23 protein-coding genes and 1 pseudogene are annotated in these 19295 nt (G+C 63.3%); 8 read left to right on the top strand and 16 right to left on the bottom strand.

Features of this window, described 5'->3' with window-relative positions:
* Positions 1-13: 13 nt before the first annotated feature.
* The 8 genes from PPZ50_RS17395 to PPZ50_RS17430 all read right to left on the bottom strand — a co-directional run bounded on the left by PPZ50_RS17395 (position 14) and on the right by PPZ50_RS17430 (position 8544).
* Positions 14-1288 carry a DUF3422 domain-containing protein gene (locus PPZ50_RS17395; RefSeq protein ID WP_082824897.1) on the bottom strand — a complete coding sequence of 425 codons (1275 nt, stop codon included), beginning with the start codon at positions 1286-1288 and terminating at the stop codon, positions 14-16.
* 40 nt (positions 1289-1328) lie between these two features.
* Complete coding sequence (locus PPZ50_RS17400; RefSeq protein WP_062126557.1) at positions 1329-2663, bottom strand: NAD(P)/FAD-dependent oxidoreductase; 1335 nt, start codon at positions 2661-2663, stop codon at positions 1329-1331.
* Positions 2664-2683: 20 nt separating this feature from the next.
* The gene (gene fghA, locus PPZ50_RS17405; RefSeq protein ID WP_062126555.1) at positions 2684-3514 is read right to left on the bottom strand and encodes an S-formylglutathione hydrolase; all 831 of its coding nucleotides are present in this window, start codon (positions 3512-3514) and stop codon (positions 2684-2686) included.
* Between the two features lie 147 nt (positions 3515-3661).
* Positions 3662-4060 (bottom strand): VOC family protein, encoded by a 399-nt coding sequence (locus PPZ50_RS17410; RefSeq protein ID WP_062126553.1) that lies wholly within the window; start codon positions 4058-4060, stop codon positions 3662-3664.
* A gap of 52 nt (positions 4061-4112) precedes the next feature.
* Positions 4113-5222 (bottom strand): S-(hydroxymethyl)glutathione dehydrogenase/class III alcohol dehydrogenase, encoded by a 1110-nt coding sequence (locus PPZ50_RS17415; RefSeq protein WP_017980840.1) that lies wholly within the window; start codon positions 5220-5222, stop codon positions 4113-4115.
* A gap of 341 nt (positions 5223-5563) precedes the next feature.
* Positions 5564-6775 carry a glutathione-independent formaldehyde dehydrogenase gene (locus tag PPZ50_RS17420; RefSeq protein ID WP_020486678.1) on the bottom strand — a complete coding sequence of 404 codons (1212 nt, stop codon included), beginning with the start codon at positions 6773-6775 and terminating at the stop codon, positions 5564-5566.
* 231 nt (positions 6776-7006) lie between these two features.
* Positions 7007-7927 carry a LysR family transcriptional regulator gene (locus PPZ50_RS17425; RefSeq protein WP_062126550.1) on the bottom strand — a complete coding sequence of 307 codons (921 nt, stop codon included), beginning with the start codon at positions 7925-7927 and terminating at the stop codon, positions 7007-7009.
* Between the two features lie 326 nt (positions 7928-8253).
* Positions 8254-8544, bottom strand: coding sequence for a metal/formaldehyde-sensitive transcriptional repressor (locus tag PPZ50_RS17430; RefSeq protein WP_062126547.1), 291 nt, complete (start codon positions 8542-8544; stop codon positions 8254-8256).
* 288 nt (positions 8545-8832) lie between these two features.
* Between PPZ50_RS17430 and PPZ50_RS17435 the strand changes: the two genes are divergently transcribed.
* The 6 genes from PPZ50_RS17435 (at position 8833) to PPZ50_RS17460 (ending at position 13377) form a co-directional block, all read left to right on the top strand.
* Entirely contained in the window at positions 8833-10245 is a 1413-nt protein-coding gene (locus PPZ50_RS17435) for a cytochrome ubiquinol oxidase subunit I (RefSeq protein WP_062126544.1), read from the top strand.
* Positions 10246-10247: 2 nt separating this feature from the next.
* Positions 10248-11252 carry a cytochrome d ubiquinol oxidase subunit II gene (cydB, locus tag PPZ50_RS17440; RefSeq protein WP_062126541.1) on the top strand — a complete coding sequence of 335 codons (1005 nt, stop codon included), beginning with the start codon at positions 10248-10250 and terminating at the stop codon, positions 11250-11252.
* A 38-nt stretch (positions 11253-11290) separates the two neighbouring features.
* Positions 11291-11368 carry a DUF2474 family protein gene (locus PPZ50_RS17445; RefSeq protein ID WP_240893678.1) on the top strand — a complete coding sequence of 26 codons (78 nt, stop codon included), beginning with the start codon at positions 11291-11293 and terminating at the stop codon, positions 11366-11368.
* Positions 11369-11435: 67 nt separating this feature from the next.
* Complete coding sequence (locus tag PPZ50_RS17450; RefSeq protein ID WP_062126538.1) at positions 11436-12332, top strand: bestrophin family protein; 897 nt, start codon at positions 11436-11438, stop codon at positions 12330-12332.
* Between the two features lie 127 nt (positions 12333-12459).
* Positions 12460-12723 (top strand): DksA/TraR family C4-type zinc finger protein, encoded by a 264-nt coding sequence (locus PPZ50_RS17455; RefSeq protein WP_024310576.1) that lies wholly within the window; start codon positions 12460-12462, stop codon positions 12721-12723.
* Between the two features lie 381 nt (positions 12724-13104).
* Positions 13105-13377 (top strand): WGR domain-containing protein, encoded by a 273-nt coding sequence (locus tag PPZ50_RS17460; protein ID WP_062126535.1) that lies wholly within the window; start codon positions 13105-13107, stop codon positions 13375-13377.
* On the opposite strand, the gene PPZ50_RS17465 is transcribed toward PPZ50_RS17460, so the two are convergent.
* Genes PPZ50_RS17465 through PPZ50_RS17475 form a run of 3 tightly spaced genes read right to left on the bottom strand, consistent with a single transcriptional unit; the run spans position 13372 to position 14778 of the window.
* Positions 13372-13812, bottom strand: a complete 441-nt coding sequence (locus PPZ50_RS17465) for a hypothetical protein (protein WP_062126531.1) — start codon at positions 13810-13812, stop codon at positions 13372-13374. The two genes, PPZ50_RS17460 and PPZ50_RS17465, sit on opposite strands and share 6 nt — an antisense overlap.
* Entirely contained in the window at positions 13809-14585 is a 777-nt protein-coding gene (locus PPZ50_RS17470) for an energy transducer TonB family protein (protein WP_063113157.1), read from the bottom strand. The genes PPZ50_RS17465 and PPZ50_RS17470 overlap by 4 nt, the downstream gene beginning before the upstream one ends.
* Positions 14563-14778, bottom strand: a complete 216-nt coding sequence (locus PPZ50_RS17475; RefSeq protein WP_062126525.1) for a hypothetical protein — start codon at positions 14776-14778, stop codon at positions 14563-14565. The genes PPZ50_RS17470 and PPZ50_RS17475 overlap by 23 nt, the downstream gene beginning before the upstream one ends.
* A 125-nt stretch (positions 14779-14903) precedes the next feature.
* Here PPZ50_RS17475 and PPZ50_RS17480 point away from each other — a divergent pair.
* Positions 14904-15356: pseudogene (locus PPZ50_RS17480) on the top strand (transposase); the annotation flags it as partial.
* A gap of 39 nt (positions 15357-15395) precedes the next feature.
* Complete coding sequence (locus PPZ50_RS17485; protein ID WP_010409159.1) at positions 15396-15827, top strand: response regulator; 432 nt, start codon at positions 15396-15398, stop codon at positions 15825-15827.
* Here the strand turns inward: PPZ50_RS17485 and PPZ50_RS17490 are convergent.
* The 5 genes from PPZ50_RS17490 to PPZ50_RS17510 form a co-directional block, all read right to left on the bottom strand.
* On the bottom strand, positions 15812-16216 hold the full coding sequence (locus PPZ50_RS17490) for a hypothetical protein (protein WP_010409157.1): 405 nt from the start codon (positions 16214-16216) through the stop codon (positions 15812-15814). The two genes, PPZ50_RS17485 and PPZ50_RS17490, sit on opposite strands and share 16 nt — an antisense overlap.
* A gap of 96 nt (positions 16217-16312) precedes the next feature.
* Complete coding sequence (locus PPZ50_RS17495; protein ID WP_010409155.1) at positions 16313-16804, bottom strand: hypothetical protein; 492 nt, start codon at positions 16802-16804, stop codon at positions 16313-16315.
* The gene (locus tag PPZ50_RS17500; RefSeq protein WP_010409153.1) at positions 16801-17298 is read right to left on the bottom strand and encodes a hypothetical protein; all 498 of its coding nucleotides are present in this window, start codon (positions 17296-17298) and stop codon (positions 16801-16803) included. Before PPZ50_RS17500 ends, PPZ50_RS17495 begins: the two co-directional genes overlap by 4 nt.
* A complete protein-coding gene (locus tag PPZ50_RS17505; protein WP_010409151.1) occupies positions 17295-18449 on the bottom strand; it encodes a nuclease-related domain-containing protein in 1155 nt (384 codons plus the stop codon). Before PPZ50_RS17505 ends, PPZ50_RS17500 begins: the two co-directional genes overlap by 4 nt.
* Positions 18446-19285, bottom strand: coding sequence for a CsgG/HfaB family protein (locus PPZ50_RS17510; RefSeq protein ID WP_016509815.1), 840 nt, complete (start codon positions 19283-19285; stop codon positions 18446-18448). The genes PPZ50_RS17505 and PPZ50_RS17510 overlap by 4 nt, the downstream gene beginning before the upstream one ends.
* Between the last annotated feature and the right edge of the window lie 10 nt (positions 19286-19295).

Raw genomic sequence — 19295 nt, forward strand, 5'->3', positions numbered from 1 at the left:
AACGATTGTCGGGTCACATCTGCCCCTTCGCGGGCGGCTGTCCATGGTCCTTGTGTGCGTGCCTGATCCGCCGAACGGTCCACCAGACACCAAGGAGGACAAGGGGAACCAAAGCTGCGATCACCAGCTCAGGCGCCACTGCGTCGTGAATGCCCGGTATGCCCTTGATGAAATAGGAGAGCAGGCCGATCACATAATAGGAGATTGCGGCGACAGACAGGCCCTCCACCGTCTGCTGAAGCTGCAATTGCAGCTTCGCCCGGTTGTTCATCGAGGCGAGCAGGTCGCTATTCTGGCGTTCGAGCTGCACATCGATCCAGGATCGCAGCAAGGTGGTCGCGCGCGCCAGCTTGTCCGAGAGATTGGCCTGCCGCTCCTCGATCACGCGACAGGTCCGCATGGCGGGGGCGATCCTGCGATGCAGGAAGCTGCGCCAGCGATAGCAGCCGGGGACGAAGGTTTCGCCGAGTGCGGCAAGCCGTTCCTCGACGATCTCGTAATAAGCGCGGCTCGCGCCGAAGCGGTAGAGGCTGGACGCCGTGTCCGCCTCCAGCTCGGCCGAGAGATCCGTCAATCTGGAAAGCAGCGCCTCGCTGTTGCGCCGAGCCGACTTGCGCATCTCATCCGTGATCGCGGCGAGGCGCTTTTCTATATTGCGTAGATGCGGACCCAGCGATTGGGTCAGGGGAATACCGAGCAGGGCCAACGTCCGATAGGTCTCGATTTCAAGGAGCCGCTGCGCCAGCGCGCCAAGCCGGATCGGCGTCAGGCCGCGATCGAGGATGAGGATGCGGGTCAGCCCATCTGCATCCTGACGGAAATCGGTAACGATATCCGCCATGCCGTCCTCGACGAGCGAATGGCAGCGGCTGATCGGATCGAAGCGGTCAATGTAGGTCGCGGTCTCTTCCGTCCACGCCACCACGTCCAACCGGATGCCGCAAATGACCGGCCCAGGCGGGGTGAAGCCGTGCTTGAACGGGTCTTCGCCCGCCAGATCCCCGGTGTCGGGATCAACAGGCGCGCTCCACAGGTAGGTCGAAAACTCCGTATGCTTCTCACAATGCAATTTGCCCTGATCCCAGGTCAGGCCATGAAGGGGGGAGTTCTGATCGGGCAGCGACGCGCCCATTCGGCTCGATATTTCCGCGAGCGTCGCCTTATCCTTGGCCAGATTGCCTTCATTCATGAAGGCGAGCTGCACCAGGGCGCGCGGTGACTCGATCAGGAGATATGGGCGCGCATGTACCTCGTCGATGGCAACCCGCCTATTTTCATAGGTCGGCATACCATAGACAGTCGAACCGCCATTCGGAGCGCTGCCCGCTTCACTCAATCGGTTTTCCCCCCTTGTCATCCTTCTCCCCCACGTCGCGATGATCTAGATCGCCATAAGTAATCAGCCGAGAGCCACGATATCCTATGCCATGGGTCCACAGCCAGCTTAGTGCCACACTAAGCCGGTTCTGCGCCCCGATCAGGAAATAAATGTGGATGAGCTTCCACATCCACCACGCCAGGGCCCCGCGCAACTTAAACCGACCCATGTCGACGACGGCAAGGCTGCGGCCTATAGTCGCCAAATTGCCCTGATGCCGGTAATGGAAGGGCGCGACCTCGTTCTGCCCCTTCAGGCGCTGGCGGATAAGCCGGGCGACATATTGACCCGCCTGCTTCGCAGCCGGCGCAAGACCGGGGACAGGCTTGCCATCGAACCCGTTCGAGGCCGCGGTGTCGCCGATCACGAAAATGTCGCGATGACCCGGCACCGTCAGGTCCGGTCCGACAATCACGCGGCCAGCGCGATCGGCTTCAGCGTTCAGCCAATGCGCGGCGGGCGATGCCTGGACGCCTGCTGCCCACAGGATCGTTTCGGCGGGAATCTGCTTCCCATCCACGACGACGCCATCGGCGGAGCATTCCGTGACCGGCGTGCCGAGCTTGATTTCGACGCCGAGCTTTTCGAGCGCCTGCCGGGTATAGGCGGAGAGGTCTTCCGGGAAAGCCTGCAAGAGCCGTTGCCCGGCTTCGATCAGCACGACGCGGGTCGCACGCGGGTCGATCGACCGGAAATCCCGCACCAGCGTCAGGCGGGCAAGCTCCGCGATCGTGCCGGCCAGCTCCACGCCGGTCGGGCCACCACCGATGATGACGAAGGTCTGCAAAGCGGCACGGCGCGCGGGGTCCGTCTCACGCTCGGCTTCCTCGAAGGCGACCAGAAGGCGCCGGCGAATGGTGGTTGCATCCTCCAGCGATTTCAGGCCGGGAGCAAACGGTTCCCATTGATCGTGGCCGAAATAGGAGTGCCGCGCGCCCGTCGCGATGACGAGCGTGTCATAGGCAACCGTCGAGCCGTCCTCCAGAATGACGCGCCGACCGCCTGTATCGACACCTTCAACCTCGCCGAGCAGGGTCCGCACGTCCTTCCGCTTGGCGAAGAGCGAACGGATCGGCCATGCGATCTCCGATGGCGACAGCGAGGCGCCCGCCACCTGATAGAGCAGCGGCTGAAAGAGATGGTGGTTGCGGCGATCGACGAGCGTGATGTCCACGCCGCTCCCGGCGAGCCGCTGCACGGTTTCAAGGCCGCCGAAGCCCGCCCCCACGACCACCACGCGATGGCGGCCGTGAGCCGGCTCATGGCTGGGCGCGATTTCGCGCATGGTTGAAGGTGACGGCCCGGTCATTGGGACAACGCCGCGGCATGGTGGGCGATATGTTCGCCGATGAAACTCGCGATGAAATAATAGCTGTGGTCGTATCCAGGCAGCCGATGGAGCGTCAGCGGGTGCTCGGCAGCCTTGCACGCCGCCTCCAGCAAGTCGGGGCGCAGCTCGCGCTCGACAAACTCGTCATCCAGACCCTGATGGACGAGCAACGGCAGACGCTCGCGGGCGGCCTTGATAAGTTCGATGGCGTCATATTGCTTCCACGCCTCGCGATCGTCACCCAGATAGGCCGTGAAGGCACGCTCGCCCCAAGGCACCTGGCTCGGCGCTACGATCGGCGAGAAGGCCGATACGCTGCGATAGCGTCCGGGGTTGCGCAGGGCGGCAACAAGGGCGCCATGCCCGCCCATGGAATGGCCCGCGATAGCCCGGCGATCATCGGCCGGGAATGTGGCTTCGATCAGCGCCGGCAATTCCTCGACGACATAATCGTACATGCGGTAGTGTGCGGCCCAAGGTTCCTGCGTCGCGTTGACGTAGAAGCCGGCGCCCTGCCCCAGATCATAGCCGGGATCGTCGGCCACGCCTTCGCCTCGCGGGCTGGTGTCCGGCACGACGAGGATGATCCCGTGCTCGGCCGCGAAACGCTGCGCGACAGCCTTGGTGATGAAATTCTGCTCGGTGCAGGTCAGGCCGGACAGCCAATACAGCACCGGCACGCGACCGTCCTTCACCTGGGGAGGCAGATAGACGCCGACCTTCATCGGACAACCGAGGCTGATCGAGTCATGCTGATAGACGTCCTGCCAACCGCCGAAGCTGGCGTGATGTTCGACACGTTCCATTTTTGTTTCCTTGCTTCGACGGTTGGTGGACGGTGTGGCGATAGGAGCCCTTTTGCTGGCTGTTGTGCGGGGGGAAGCGCCGGCGCCTGTTTCAGCGCCGGCGACAGCCAGTCATAGGGTTGCGGGTATCGCCCTCACCTTCCGGCTTCAGATGAAGGTGTACGAGCAGACCTTGTTGCCCGCCGGATCACGCAGATAGGCCGCATAGGCACCCGGCAGATGGCCACGCGGGCCGGGCTGGCCCTCGTCGGTGCCACCGGCCGCGAGGCCGGCCGCGTGGAAAGCGTCCACTTCGGCGGGCGTCGCGGCGGCAAAGCCAACCGTCACGCCGTTGCTGGAGGGCGCTTCGCCATTGCCGGGACGGGCAATGATGAAGGCGGGCTTGTCGCGACCGTACAGCACCCAGCCATTGCCGAAGGGGCCGAGGTTCTTGACGCCCAGGGCGCCCAGAGCGGCGTCATAGAACGCCGACGACTGCTCGACGTCGGCAGCGCCGATGAAGACGTGCGAGAACACGCCGTTGCCGGAGATAACGGGGTCAGCCATGATATTCTTCCTTGAGGTTAGTGTTTGAAACTAAACGGCGTAATCTGTCGGATCAGTAGTGGATCACGGTGCGGATCGACTTGCCTTCGTGCATCAGGTCGAACGCCTCGTTGATCTCATCGAGACCCATGGTGTGGGTGACGAAGGGCGCCAGATCGATCTCGCCCTTCATGGCGTCCTCGACCATGCCGGGAAGCTGGGTGCGCCCCTTGACGCCGCCAAAGGCCGACCCCTTCCAGACGCGGCCCGTGACGAGCTGGAACGGACGGGTGGAGATTTCCTGGCCCGCGCCGGCAACGCCGATGACGATCGACTGGCCCCAGCCACGATGCGCGGATTCCAGCGCGGCCCGCATGACATGGACGTTGCCGATGCACTCGAACGTGTGGTCGATGCCCCATCCGGTCATCTCGATCAGCACTTGCTGGATCGGCTTGTCATAGTCCTTGGGGTTGATGCAGTCGGTCGCGCCGAACTGACGTGCCAGCTCGAACTTCGTCGGGTTGGTGTCGATCGCGATGATGCGGCCTGCCTTGGCCTGACGCGCGCCCTGGATCGCGGCGAGACCGATGCCGCCCAGACCGAACACGGCAACCGAGTCACCCGGCTGCACCTTGGCGGTGTTGTGGACCGCGCCGATGCCGGTGGTGACGCCGCAGCCCAGAAGGCAGACATGCTCGGGGTTCGCTTCCGGGTTGATCTTGGCGAGCGAGACTTCGGCGACGACGGTGTATTCGCTGAACGTCGAGCAGCCCATGTAGTGATAGAGGGGCTGGCCGTTGTAGGAGAAGCGCGTGGTGCCATCAGGCATCAGGCCCTTGCCCTGCGTTTCGCGGACCGCGACGCACAGGTTGGTCTTGCCGGACAGACAGAACTCGCACTTGCCGCACTCGGCGGTGTAGAGCGGAATGACGTGATCGCCCGGCTTGACGCTGGTGACGCCCTCGCCGACCTCGACGACGATGCCCGCGCCCTCGTGACCGAGAACGACCGGGAAAATGCCCTCCGGATCGTTGCCGGACAGCGTGAAAGCGTCGGTGTGGCATACCCCGGTATGCGTGACCTTGATGAGCACTTCGCCTTTCTGGGGCGGTGCGACATCGATCTCGACGATTTCGAGCGGCTTGCCTGCCTCGAAGGCTACGGCGGCGCGAGATTTCATTTTGATTTCCCTCGTTGGTTGAATCGGACCGCCGGTTGTGAAGCCCGGCGAAGCGCGACTCTCGGACAAACACATACTGGCGGGAGTATGTCTAATATACTCCTAGCCAGTATGCAAGAGGGATATCGACTGAGGGATGGAGGCGCCTGACAGGACGTCATGGCTTGGGAAAGCGCAGCGCGATCGTTGATGCTGCGTTTCCGGAAAGGGGCGGCTTGCCGATCCGGGGGGGAGTTAGATCGACAAGCCGGAAGGGGGTGTTCGTGCGGAAAGCAGTCCGCCCCCTACGACTCAGAATATCCCCCGGTCATGACCGGGGGATATTCCGGGTTAGAAGAAGATCAGGCCGCTACGGAGCCGTGCGGATCGATGACGTACTTGAACGCCGATCCGTCATCGAACTCCTTGTAGGCCGCCGGCGCATCCTCCAGCTTGATGATCTTCGTGTTCATCATCGGGGTCAGATAGGGCATCCGATCGTTCAGGATCGCCCGCATGAGGGCGTGGTTGTAATTCGCCGTCGGCGACTGGCCTGCCGACATCCGCGGCGACTTGATCCAGCCACTGGCCCAATCGACTTCCATGCTGCCCTTCTTGTTGTCCCTATTCTTGGAGATCGGATTGGGGCAGTAAACGCCGACCGTGCTGGTCATCCCACCGAAGCGGACATATTTCAGCAGCGCGTTGGTGACGGCGTTCTCGACGATCTGGTCGGACTCCGCCCCGAACCCGCGACAGTCGAGGCCCACATAGTCGATGACGCGATCGGCCTCGCGCTTGCCGGTGATCCGTTCCAGATGATCCTCGATCGGAATGCCGTCCGACAGGTTGATGGTCTCGACGCCGTGCGGCTTGAGCAGATCGAGCCGCTCCTGAATGAAGTCGGCGACGATGATGGCGCCGGCACCGAGGAGCTTCGCGCAGGCTGCGCCCGCGCGACCGACAGGCCCCGCGCCGAAGATCAGCACGTTCTCGCCGACGATATACGCAGGCTGCGCCGGCCAGTCGGGCGCGGCGAACCCGTGGAACGCGGTCGGCAGCACGTCCGAAAGCAGCGTCAGATCACGGATCTTCGCCATGGCCGCGTCCTTGTCGGGGAAGGCCAGCAGATTGAAGTCTGCATAGGGCACGAACAGGTAATCCCCCTGACCGCCGGTCCATCCGCCCAGGTTGAAGCCGTAGGCGCCGCAATCGACTTCGGGGTTGGTGTGCTCGCACACGTCCGAGCGCATGTGCTTGCAGTTGTAGCAGCGTCCGCAGCCGACGTTGAAGGGAACGGACACGATATCGCCGACCTTGATATATTCGACGTCGGAGCCGACCTCGATCACCTCGCCGGTCATCTCGTGGCCCATCGTCATCCCCTTGGGGACTTCGAACGAACCGCGGTAGATGTGAAGGTCGCTGCCGCAGATGTTGGTGGTGACGATCTTGAGAATGGCGCCGTGGGGGGCTTTCTTGCCCTGCGGCGTAATCAGCTCCGGGAATTTGAAGGTGTTGACCTTCATCTCCATCGGCTTCTCGAATGTGACGATCCTGTTTCCGGTAGCCATCGAATTATCTCCTAGCTCTCGTCCGCCACCCCTCAATAATGTTGAAGTTTCTACCGGACGCGCCAAAGGAGCTGCGCTGAATTAAATCAACACAATACGCCTTTGGCGATCCAGACCTCTTCATTATCGTCCATGCAGAATGGCTTTGGCTGCATGTGACAGCAAACTCGAAGTTTCTATCTTGAGATAGGAAATTCCTATGAGCGTTTTTCGCACCGCAACATTGCCGGTTCAGCCCTTTCGAGGCTGAAATTGGCGATGCAATGCAAGGATTTCCTGCAAAGGAGACACGACTTTGGGAGTGTGGACCAGCTCAAGAAGGGCTGCCGAGGGCGGCGACTTTGCCTCCCCCTTGACGCTGACGAATCCAACATCTGCGTGCGCGCCCGCACCCGTCAGTGCTGAAGCCTGAAGGTTTGGAATGTGGGCGAGGCGGGTCGCAAGCGATTGGGGCAAGACTGCCGCGTAACGCCCTGTGGCCAGATGCGCCGCCAGAATGTCGATCGTGTCCGTGTTGATCGTCGCGGCCGAGCAGTGCGCGAGCTGCAACTGTGCCTCGCTGGGGAGCGCGCCTGCCAGAATGCAAAGCGGCAGGCTCACGACATGATCCCACGCGACTCGCTTGGGCTGCGGCTCTTTGCTCATCTGGAACAGGGTCGTATGTTCCCGGTAGAGATGATGGGTCTCGAACTCGTCCTTCGGAACCTCGCCGAGATAGGTCAGCGCCATGTCCATTTCGTGATCCAGCAAGGATCTCAACAGCGAAGCAGTGCCACTCGCCGTCACGGTTTGCCCCAGCAAGGGGATTTGATCCGCAAGAGCGGCGCTGACGATCGCGCCGACAGCCGAAGTGCCTGATACCATGCCCAAGCGGAACAGGCCCTCCAGCCCTCGCTTGAGGGCCGACAGGTCACTCTCCAGCCCGTCACAGTCCCGTTCGATCTTCTTGGCCCAGGCGAGCACTGTCCCGCCTTCCAATGTGAGACCGTCATATCGCCGGCCATGCCGCACGATCTCGACGCCCAGATCTTCCTCTAGCTGCTTGATCCCCGCCGAAAGCGTCGGCTGCGACACGTTGCAGCTCTTGGCGGCCCGCCCGAAGTGACCCTCGCGATCGAGCGCTATGAGATATTCGAAATTCTTGACGATCATATGCTATCCCATCTGCCTGCGGCATCCGGCGCAGCGACAATTCGCAATTGCGCTCGACTCGCTCGGGCATGGCGGCGGCAATCCTGCACTGAGACCCTTGGAAGATAGATCGGTCAGGATGCGGCGGCGTGTTGAAGCTGAATCATCAATCCAAGACACGGAACCGGAAAAATATATATCCGCCTCTTCGGACGATCTATGAAAACGCCAACCCACAAATCGTACCAAGCGAAGATTGGTCGTATCTTCATTATTACCACCACATTACCGATACATACGCATCAGATATCCAGATAATTACCTATACGGGATGATCTTGGCCGCGCTCATTTGAGATATGTTCTCAATATCTTCATGACCCCCTCCATGTCATTATCGTAAGAGTCACCGTCCTGCCCCCCAATCGCCTTGCTTGAGGGTCCGAACGTCTCTTTAAGATGGCTCTCCATCACCTCCGCCATCAATCCGTTGGTCGCTCCCCGCATTGCCACGATCTGTTGGAGCAGGGGTGCGCAGTCCGTACCTGCCTCGATCGCCCTTTCCAGCGCTTCCGCCTGCCCTTTGATACGGCGAAGGCGTGTGATGGCCCGCTTCTTGTCCTCTGGTGAATGTGGCATCGCGCTTTCCTGAAAGATCACCACTACATACTATACAGGGGGGGAGTTTCAAGCCGCTTGTGAATTAAGGGTCGCGGCTCGTCGACGGCCTCTGCCGATTCATAGCTGCAACGGCCCGCTTTCCCCCTCCAAACATCAGGAGCTGATCTATGGTTCCCTGCCCCCTTGATACTGGTGGGGAGTATGGTATTAAAGTGCGCAAGGCTGTTCCACCTTTCGCCGAGCACGCGCCGCAGCACCACAACGCTGGTCGCAGTTGAGGAGGCCGAAAGTCAGGGAGAAAATCTGGTGCTTGCGAATCTCGATCCGGTAATCCTGGCGCGCGCGCAATTCGCGTTCACGGTCTCCTTCCACTTCATTTTTCCGGCCTTCTCCATCGGCACGGCAAGCTACCTGATGGTGCTTGAAGGGTTGTGGCTGAAAACGGGGAGCGGCGTTTACGCCAACCTCTACCGCTATTGGCTCAAGATCTTCGCCGTAGCCTTCGGCATGGGCGTGGTCTCGGGCGTGGTCATGTCCTATCAGTTTGGGACGAACTGGTCGGTCTTCTCGGCCAAAGCCGGCCCCGTCATCGGCCCGTTGATGGCCTATGAGGTTCTCACCGCGTTCTTCCTTGAGGCGGGCTTCCTCGGTGTCATGCTGTTCGGAATCAACAAGGTGGGCAAAGGGCCGCACTTTTTCGCGACCTGCATGGTCGCCGTCGGGACGCTCATCTCGGCGACCTGGATCATTTCCGTGAATAGCTGGATGCAGACGCCGGCAGGCTATGCGATCAATGCCAAGGGCCAGTTCGTGCCCGCAGGTTCGTGGCTTCCGATCATCTTCAACGCGAGCTTTCCATACCGCCTCGTTCACACGGTCATCGGGGCCTATCTGACGACGGCGATGGTCGTCGGTGCGGTCGGGGGATGGCACCTTCTGCGCGACCGCGCGAATCCCGGCGCGCGCAAGATGTTCTCGATGGCGATGTGGATGGCGGCGCTCGTCGCTCCGATCCAGATTCTCGCGGGCGATCAGCACGGCCTCAACACGCTGGAGCATCAGCCGGCGAAGGTTCTCGCGATGGAAGGTCATTATGAGGCCAGCCCCGACGGCGCTTCGCTCATCCTTTTCGGCCTCCCGAGCAACAAGGATGCGGTGGTCCACGGCAAGGTCGAAATCCCCTATCTGGGATCGCTTATCCTCAAGCACGATCCCAAAGCGCCCCTCCCCGGCCTCAACGACTTCCCGCGCGATCGCTGGCCGCCCACGCCGATCGTCTTCTGGTCGTTTCGGATCATGGTGGCGATGGGCCTCGCCATGCTGGGGCTGGGACTTTGGAGCCTGCTCGCCCGCTGGCGCGGCAAGCTCTATGACTGGCACTGGCTTCACCGCGCCGCTGTCGCGCTTGGTCCGTCAGGTTTCGTCGCGGTCATAGCAGGATGGGTCACGACGGAGGTTGGGCGACAGCCCTTCACCGTTTACGGCCTGCTGCGAACCGCAGAGTCCCATTCCCCCTTGGCCGCACCCGCCGTCGCGGCGTCCCTCGTCGCTTTCATCCTCGTCTATTTCGGCGCCTTCGGGGCCGGCACCTATTATCTGCTCCGGATGATGGCAAAGCCGCCCGCAGCCGGTGAGCCGGAACCGTCCAAGGTGCCGCAACGCGCGGCGGGCATTACGCCGGCGAGCGGCGTCGTGGCATCGACCGGACGGGAGGCATGAACATGGAGCACCTCGATCTCACCATAATCTGGGCCGGTATCATCGGTTTTGCTGTCTTCGCCTATGTCGTGATGGACGGGTTCGATCTGGGGATCGGCATCCTCTTCCCGAGCCTTTCGGTCGGAGGGGAGCGCGATCAGGCGATGAACTCGATCGCGCCGGTCTGGGATGGCAACGAAACATGGCTGGTGCTGGGCGGAGGCGGTCTCTTCGCGGCCTTTCCCCTTGCCTACGCCATCATCCTTCCCGCGACCTACCCGCTCATCATCGCGATGTTGCTCGGTCTCGTGTTCCGCGGGGTGGCATTCGAGTTTCGTTGGCGAGATCCACGCCATCGTCCCTTCTGGGATGTCGCCTTCAGCTTTGGGTCCGTTCTCGCGGCGTTCTCGCAGGGGATCACGCTGGGCGCGATCCTGCAAGGCGTGCGGGTCGAGGCCGATGCCTATGCCGGGGGATGGCTGGATTGGCTGAGCGCGTTCAGCCTCTTGACCGGCGCGGCAGTCGTAATCGGATATGCGCTTCTCGGCGCGGCCTGGCTGGTCTGGAAAACCGAAGGGCCGGGCCAGGAACGCGCCCGTCGACTGGCATTTTGGCTCGGCGGTGCGACGCTACTCGCGCTTTTCGCCGTCAGTGCGGCGACGCCGTTCCTGACCTATGACTATTGGCGACGCTGGTTTGCGATGCCCGGCGTGCTTCTCACCGCGCAGGTTCCTCTGCTGGTGGCAATCTGCGCTGCAACCTTCTTCTGGAGTCTGAAGCGCGGCGCGGAGCGTCTGCCCTTCATTATGGCGCTTGGCCTGTTCTTTCTCGGTTTCGTTGGGCTGGGGATCAGCATCTATCCCTATGTCGTTCCCCGCGCCGTCACGATCTGGGATGCAGCCGCTCCCCCGCAAAGCCAGCTCTTCATGCTGGCGGGTGCGGCCATCATCATTCCGATCATTCTCGGCTATACCGCGTGGGCCTATTGGGTGTTCCGCGGTAAGGTCGGCGCCCACGGCTATCACTGATGGATGAGCAAAAACCGCTCGGTCGACGGCTCGCCTGGATGGTCTTAATCTGGGCGGCCAGCGTTTTGGCGCTGGGGGCTGTCGCGCAGGTCATTCGCCTCATCCTCAAACCCTGACGGCAGCTCGTTTCGACGAGCTGCCGAGGGAAATGCCGGCAAACAGGCGAAGGACATTCCACGGACCATGATCGTTCGATCGCAACCGAGCTTCCAAGATATCATTTTCACCGTGCATGGCTCGATCTTGCCGCGCATCGCGCGGAGGCTGGCGGCGATAGCGATCGTCAGTGTGATCGCCATCCTGGCCGCCCAAGCCCATCCCGGCATTTTCGCGCGTATCTCGACGATCCCTTTCACCCTGATCGGCATCGCGCTCTCGATCTTCATGAGCTTTCGCAACAATGCCTGCTATGCGCGATGGTGGGAGGGGCGGCAGCTATGGGGCGAGCTGATTATCTCGGCCCGTTCGTTCGCGCGCGAGACATCGCTTCTCCCTGACGAGGATCGGCGAGCGTTGCTCCACAGCATATGTGGCTTTGCCTGCGGCCTCACCGCACGCCTTCGCGGCGAGGACGAAATCGCCGCTATTGCGCCGTGGGTCGAAATCGGCCCGGCGACAAAGAGCCCGAACGTCACCAACCTCGTGCTCGATCGTATGGGGCGTAGGCTGCTCCACCTGAAGCAGACTGGCGTCATTACGCCGATTCACTATGCCGTCGTGGCAGAAGACATGCGATCCTTCGGCAAGGTTCAGGGCGCTTGCGAGCGGATATCCACGACGCCCGTGCCGTTCGCATATTCTCTGCTGCTTCATCGCACCGCAATTATCTTTTGCGTGATGCTTCCCTTCGCGCTCGCAGGATCACTCGACTGGTGGACGCTCCTGCCGGTGCTCCTTACCGCCTATACCTTTTTCGGCCTCGACGCGCTGGGACACGAGCTGGAAGACCCGTTCGGCGTCGAGCCCAACTGTCTGCCGCTTTATGCGATGAAGCGGACAATCGAGCGGGATATGTTGTCGCTGCTTGGCGAAGAAGATCTACCCGCTCCACTGGAACCCCATAAATCCGTCCTGAGCTAAATTTGCGCACTCCTTGATACTGGCAGGGAGTACCCTATATTCGGGTGCTGTGCTGGATAGTCGCGTGCTTGGCCCATGCGCCCCCGACTATCTGACCCCCAAGGTCAAAATCGAGGAGCTTGCGGCGATGGCAAATGGATGGGCACCCGATAGTGCGGTGCAGGACCAGATTGATGCAACGATCATGGACGCGGTTTTCGCCGCCCGATCGCGTCTGCCTTCCGGCGAGGGTAGCACCGACTGCGAGGTGTGCGGCGACGAAATCCCCGCGAAACGCCGCACGGCCATACCCGGCGTAAGAACCTGTGTCGCCTGTCAAAGCGAACGCGATAAGCGCCCCACCTTCACCGGCATCAATCGCCGGGGCAGCAAGGACAGCCAGTTGCGCTGATGACGAATGGAGGGCGGCCAAGGCCAAGAATCCGGTGTATTGTACGACGGAGCTGAAGGCCGCCCAATAGCGAGGCCGAACCTCAGTCGCAGCAGCCGCGCTTGAAATGCCGGATCAGGAACCAAACGGCGCCGGCCAGGATGGCGACGATGACGATGCCCTGAACCATGTGCCGCCCTCCGTTCGCGCAGCTTCATCGATCTTCTAGCAGGCTTCGCCATCTCGGTCATGGGCAAGCCGATCGGGCGGTGTTCAACGGCTGAACACGGTGTATCGAAATCTGCACCACGGGCGCGCTGATCGCTTTTGTGAATCACCGCCCCCGCACTGATTCAGGAATGTCGCCGGACTTCGCGGGCCTGATTTTGTAGGCTTTGCGCCATGAATGGCGCAGCTCTCCCGCTTTGTGATCCGATCGAGCTGGTGGCGCTTGACCCGGCCCGCAACGTCCGGCGCGGCTACAGCATCACCGCGAGCCTCGACCTGTTCGGCATGATCTTGGTGGAAACCCGCTGGGGCCGGATCGGCGCGCGCGGTCAGGCCCGTTCCCACGCCTTCGCCGATCGCGAGGCGGCCGAGCGCCATATCGCCGCGACCTTGCGCCGGCGCAACTCGGCCGAGAACCGGATCGGCGTCGCCTATCGGCCGCTATAGGGCGGACCCGGCCCCGCTCGCGTGATTTCCGCGCAGCCGCGCCCCATAGAGGGTATTCGGGCCGAGATGGATGCCGAGCGCATCGAGCAGGCCTGCGCAGCGGGCGACGGCCGCGATCAGCAGCGGATCGGCCGGGATGGCGCGGCCGTGGCTGGTGATACGCTGTTCCTGCGCGAGCCACGTCAGCAGCAGCATTTCGCCCTCGCCGACGAGGCGGGAACCGGGCGGCAGCACGGTGATGCCGTGGCGGGCCGCCACGCGGCGCAGCTCGGCGAAGAACAGCGCTTGCGACTTCGCGGCCTGGCGCGACGGCTCCGAGGCGCGGGCATCTTCATCGGCATGGAAATGCTGTTCGTCGCCGCGCAGCATGGCGAGGGCGCGGCGTTCGAGCGCGGGGCGGCGACGCAGCGCGATCGGGGAGAAGGGCGCGCTCAACGTAATAGGAACTCCACAGGCACTACCAGCTCGATTTCGTCGGGCCGTTCGGGCGGAATCTTGGGGAGCGGATCAGCGCGGCGCAGCGTGTCGAGCGCGGCCTGATCGAGCGCCGGGAAGCCGGAACTCCGCACCAGCGACGAGGATAGCACATGGCCGTCGCGGTTCATCCGGAACCGGATATAGGCGACGCCTTGCTGGCGGGCGCTCTTCGCCGCGCCGGGATAGCGCTGGTATTTCTGCAAGCGGGCGAGAACGCGGCCCTCCCACGTATCGGGCGCGTTGCTCGATACCTGCGGCGCGGGGGGCGCCGGCGCCGTCTTGGGCGCGGCGGTTTCCGGTTGCGGGGGCGTCGGATCGACGGGCTTCACCGCTGGCGCGGGTGGGGGCGGCGCGATCGTCGGGACCGGGATGATCGGACGCTCGACCGGCACGACCTTTTGCGGCGTGGGCTGGCGCTGGTGCTTCTCGACCGGCTTGGGCGCCTCTTTCGGTTTGGGCGGCGTCTCGGGCGGCGAGGCGAGCGGAAGCAGGCTCACCACCAGCGGCGCCGAGGGCGGCGGCGGGTTGAAATGATGCTCGAACGTCAGGAGCAGGCCGGCGAAGGCCACGGCAAAGACCAGGCATGTGCCGAGAAAGCCGAATATCTTGTGTTCGGGCGGCGGGGCATAGGGATGCCGCTCGACCGGGAGCGGCAGCACGATCGGCAGCGTTTCGGCATCGTCGCGCGCCTGGCGCGCGTCGTCGCCGTCAGGGCGCATGGTGGCGAGCATGTTGCGGCCTCCCTGTCGGTCGCAGGACGTGGCGCGCGATCACCAGCAGCGGGATCGCCAGCGCCGCCCACGACAGGCACCACCAGATGCCGCCTTCGCCGAACAGCGCCGAGAGCAAGCCGAACAGGGTCAGCGCCGCGAGGGCGATCGGCCACGACCATTGACGGCGAAAGGTGGAGCGATGCCGTTTCATCACTCGGCCGCCTCTAGCCCGGCTTATTCATCGGGTTCGGTCAGAAGGGTTGGCGGGAGTGGTTTAAGCGATTGCTTTGATGTAGGAAAATGGGTGTCTAGGCCATTCCTGCAGCGAGGCAATTTATGCCACGGACCACACCCGCCGGGAGCGATGATAGCGCGCCGGGATTTTCGTTTCCAGCGATCGGGCGCAAGAAGATCACAGCCGCGTTCGACGGAGGTCGGCTCACCTCGGATGGCGGTGTTCTGCTGCTGGCACAGGCCGAGCGCGCGATGGGGCTTTGCCGGCGGCTTGCGGCTTGCATTGCCGATCCGCGCGATCCTGCGCGGGTGATCCATCGCCTTGATGACATACTGCGTGCCCGCGTGTTCGCGATCGCGTGCGGCTACGAGGACGCCGATGATCTCGACGCTCTGCGTGACGATCCGGGCTTCCGCCTGGCGCTGGGCAAGCTGCCGGGATCGGGCGCGGGGCTGGCCAGCCAACCAACGATGAGCCGGTGGGAAAATGCGCCGACCACACGCGAGTTGGCCAGGATGATGTCCGCGATGATCGACATCTACTGCGCCAGTTACGATTGCAAGCGCCTACAGATACAGGCGGTTGTAGAGGTGATGAACACTTCGACCGTACCTTTCGCGCTCGCGGTCGATGACGTCCCGATCATCCTGATGGACATGACGCTGATCCTGGAGGACGCCGGCTTTCGCTGTCATGAGGCGATGGACGGCGATACCGCGATCGTGCTGCTGGAGGAGCAGGCCGACAACACCATCCTGCTGTTCTCCGATGTCGAGATGCCGGGATCGATCAACGGCTTTGCGCTGGCGCGTCATGTCGCACAGCACTGGCCCTGGATCGAGATCGTGATCGCCAGCGGCAATATCCGTCCCAATCCGGGTGACATGCCCGAGAAGGCGACGTTCATCCCGAAGCCCTTCTCGGCTGCGATCGTCCACGAGCACCTCCGCAGGACGCTGCCTGACGGCAAGAAGCCCGCGCCGCTGAAGAATGCGGTGACGACGCCGGTTCAGCCGGGAGCCTGAGCCACCCCTGCCGAGGCGAGCAACTGCGCGTCGGTCGCGTCGCGGTTGTCGATCCACCATTTGGCGTCCGCGATGCCGAGCAGCGCCGCGCCGGTTTCGACGCTATCGAGAGGTTGATCCTTGCGCAGCAAGGCGATCCGTTTCGCGCGAATGGTCGTTGCCCAGCTGACCTGTCGTTCCGAGCCGTTGAGCGGCGCCAGCGACAGATGGGCAACGGCTTGTTGCGAGGCCGCGGCGTCGCGCTCGTTCTCTTCCTGGCGCTGCTTGCGGTAGCACGCGCCGCAGACCGTCGTGCGCAGCCAGGTGGCCTTGCGCTCCTGCTGCGACGCGAACCCGGCAATGAAATGGGTTTGCTCATGGCCGCAGGTGTGGGTGATGCGATGGTCCATGACGTTCAGCCTGTCATATGGGCCGGATTTGTTCCAGCGGGATTGAGTCGAGCCGTTCGGTTCCGGCGACCGATGCTCGCGGCATGAAGATGGCGATCACGACCCGAGTGGGCTGCTCATCACCAGCACGGTCGCGCGCGCGATCGGCGCCGGCGCTACGCCGGCTCTGAAGGGGGCGACCGCCCCCCACCGCAGCGACTTGGCGACGGGGCGATAGCTGACCGGATGGATGCCATCCCGGCTCGGTTGCGCCCGCAGCGGGATGACGGTGTCGCCGAAACGTGCCGCGATCGACGTGACAATGGATGACGCGCGCAGGTCGTAGGGGGCAAGCCAGGCCACCTTGACGGCGGTGGTTCGCCGCCTGAGCGCAAGAAGGTTGGTTGGGAGCGCCGGACTGGCGGCATCGTTCGACCCGAGTGCGATGAGGGCGACGGTGGCGGCCGAAGCGCCCCTCACCCGCCGCTCGATCTCGGCCGAACCGGCACCCACGCGCGCATGAACCTCGCAGCGTATGCCCTGTGCTGCCAATGCCTGCGCCGTGCCGACCGCGGTGCTGTCGCCCAGGATCAGGCAGAAGGGAATCATGGCCGACCAGCCTGATGGGCAAGCGGTTTTCGTGGAGTGGTCATGTCGCCGTAGGCAAGTAGCCCGAAGATGGCGACAGCACAGCCGGCGATGCCGAACGCTGCGCGTGCCAGCCCGATCAGCCGCGCCTTGCGACCCTTGCGAAGGTGGTTCCACCCTCGATCGAGCGAGGTACGCCAGGACAGCCAGCCATCGCCGATATCGCTCGCGCCGAACATCGCGATGGGGATCGCGACGGCCAGCATGATATGCCGGATGTCGGCGCGGGCGATCACGATGGCGAGAAAGGTCGCGACCAGAATGAACAGCGCGATGGCGTTGATGACGCTGTAGAGCGGGCGCAGCCGAAAGATCCGACGCGAGGGCGCAGCGAGGTAGCGCACGATCGGACGGCGGCAGGTGTCGCAGACCAGCATGTGCTGCCCCAGCGGCCAGCGGCGCATCGCCTCATGGCAATACGGGCATTCGGGCCGGGGCAGGCTGATCATATTCATGCGACGTGGCCGACCCTGATCGCATCGGGAAGTGCAGCCCGGATCACGTCGGCGACGTCGGGCACGCAGATCCAGTTGGAGAATCTCGGGTTCCAGATCGCCTTGCCCTTGCACAACGCGGAAAGAACCTCCCTGCCGATCTCATCGTCGCGCGCGGCCCTGAATGCGATGCGGCCATCTGGCAGTGTCCGCTCGACGATCCCGGCGCATACCTCGATAGGTGCGCCCGCCTTGACGGGAACCGCCTTGGCAGGGGGCGATACCTCCAAAACGGTGCATTCAACCGCTACCGATGTGGAGGGACTTTGCGCCGGATGAACAGTGACAGGCTCTGCCTCGACGTACGGCGGCAATTCCGGCACAGACGCGGCCTGGACGATGGGCATGTTGATCGGCCCAGACGGGTCGCCGGTATGAGACGTATCGGCGGCGTCCGTGCTGTCAGGAACGATGCCGAGGCGGGTATAGATATCGCCCTCCTGGACATGGTCGGCGATGAGCTGGTCGGCGATCTCGACCATCTGCGCGGCGGTGACGCCGGTCGAAAACATTCGTCCCAGGGGCGATGACCCGCCGAACGGCACCCAGGCTTTGTAAAGGTTGTCGCATTTGTAGATCGGCTCGTCGCTGCCGATTTTGGAACGGTCGATCATCGCGGTGGGCGGAACGGACACGAATACGCCGACCTCCGCGAACGCCCTGTCATGCCCTTTTCGCTTCAGCCACGCCTGCAGCACCTTGCGTTGTCGTTTGGCCTGTTCGACCGGATTGGGGATGTTCTGCGGCTGACGTTGCGAGCGATACCAGACCATCCATTCGCCATGCTCGTTCTTCGAGATCCGGCCAGAGTAGTTCTTGGATTCGAAGATCGAGGCGGTGCGCGACGCCCGCGACAGCAGGATATGATCGAACTGCGCGAACCCGCCCTGCCCGTCCGGCAGGCGCAGATCGTGGATAAGCAGGTTGCGGTCGTTGTCAGGCCCGAATTGGTGATCGAGCATATAGGCGGTCTCGCGCTCGCCCCGCATCCCCTGGCGATGGTTCCGCACCGTCGATCGCACGCGCTCGGGGAGAGCCGCGAACTCGTCGGACGCCATCACTTCGTCGGCAAATGCGATCTCGGCCGCGCGGGTCGATTTCTTGCGGATCATCGTTTCGGCGTTCCCGGATTTGGCTGCGGCAGCGGTTGAACCGCCTGCGCCGGTAGCGGCGCGGAGGCGGGAGGCACCATTGCGGGCGGCTTGGCCGGCACCAGCCTCGCCTCGAGCCGTGGCCGTGCATCCTCGATCAGCTTGCGGAACGCATCGAGCGTCGCCAGCGTGGTGATCTTGCCGATGTCGGTCGAGGCGTAGCTTCCACCGAGCGCACCCACGCCAAGGCCGAGCAACAGCCCACCGCCCACGACGCCGATATCCTTCTTGCGCGCCGACCCGCTGGCGACCGCTTCCTGGATGCCGGTGTTCACGTCGACCAGCGTCATCAGCACCTGGCTTTCGAGTGTCTTCGACTTGAGCCCGACCGCCCCGCCGAACACACCGCCGACCCCGCCCCCGCTCTCACGCGACTTGGCGTCGGAATAGACCACCTTCACCTCGATCAGATAATCCGCCTTGGTGACAGGCCGGGTTGTGGCAGTCCCGCCATTGATCGCGCGTTCGCGTTCGAGCGCGCTGAACGCCTCGCCGCGATCGGCGACGCGGAAGCAATTGGATCGCGCGATCATCAGCTTGACCAGTGGCAGCGCGTCGACGCGCGCGGTCGAACCGCCGTTCTGCATCTCCGCCATGCGCATGAGCGCCTGCAGTTGCGGCGACAGGCCATCGGCCGGGTTGGCGGCCTTCTCCTCAACCAGCGCGGCAACGCCGAGCGGCACCTGGCATTGCGGCACGGCGGTCGTCTCGTCGACGCCGGTGCCGCCCTGCCCCAGCTTCTGGGCGTGGGCCATTGAAGGTGTGACGGCCGCGAGCGCGGCCGTCACGACGAGCATGCGGGTGCGA

Origin of the sequence: Sphingomonas hankookensis (assembly GCF_028551275.1) — a bacterium.
GTDB lineage: Bacteria > Pseudomonadota > Alphaproteobacteria > Sphingomonadales > Sphingomonadaceae > Sphingomonas > Sphingomonas hankookensis_A.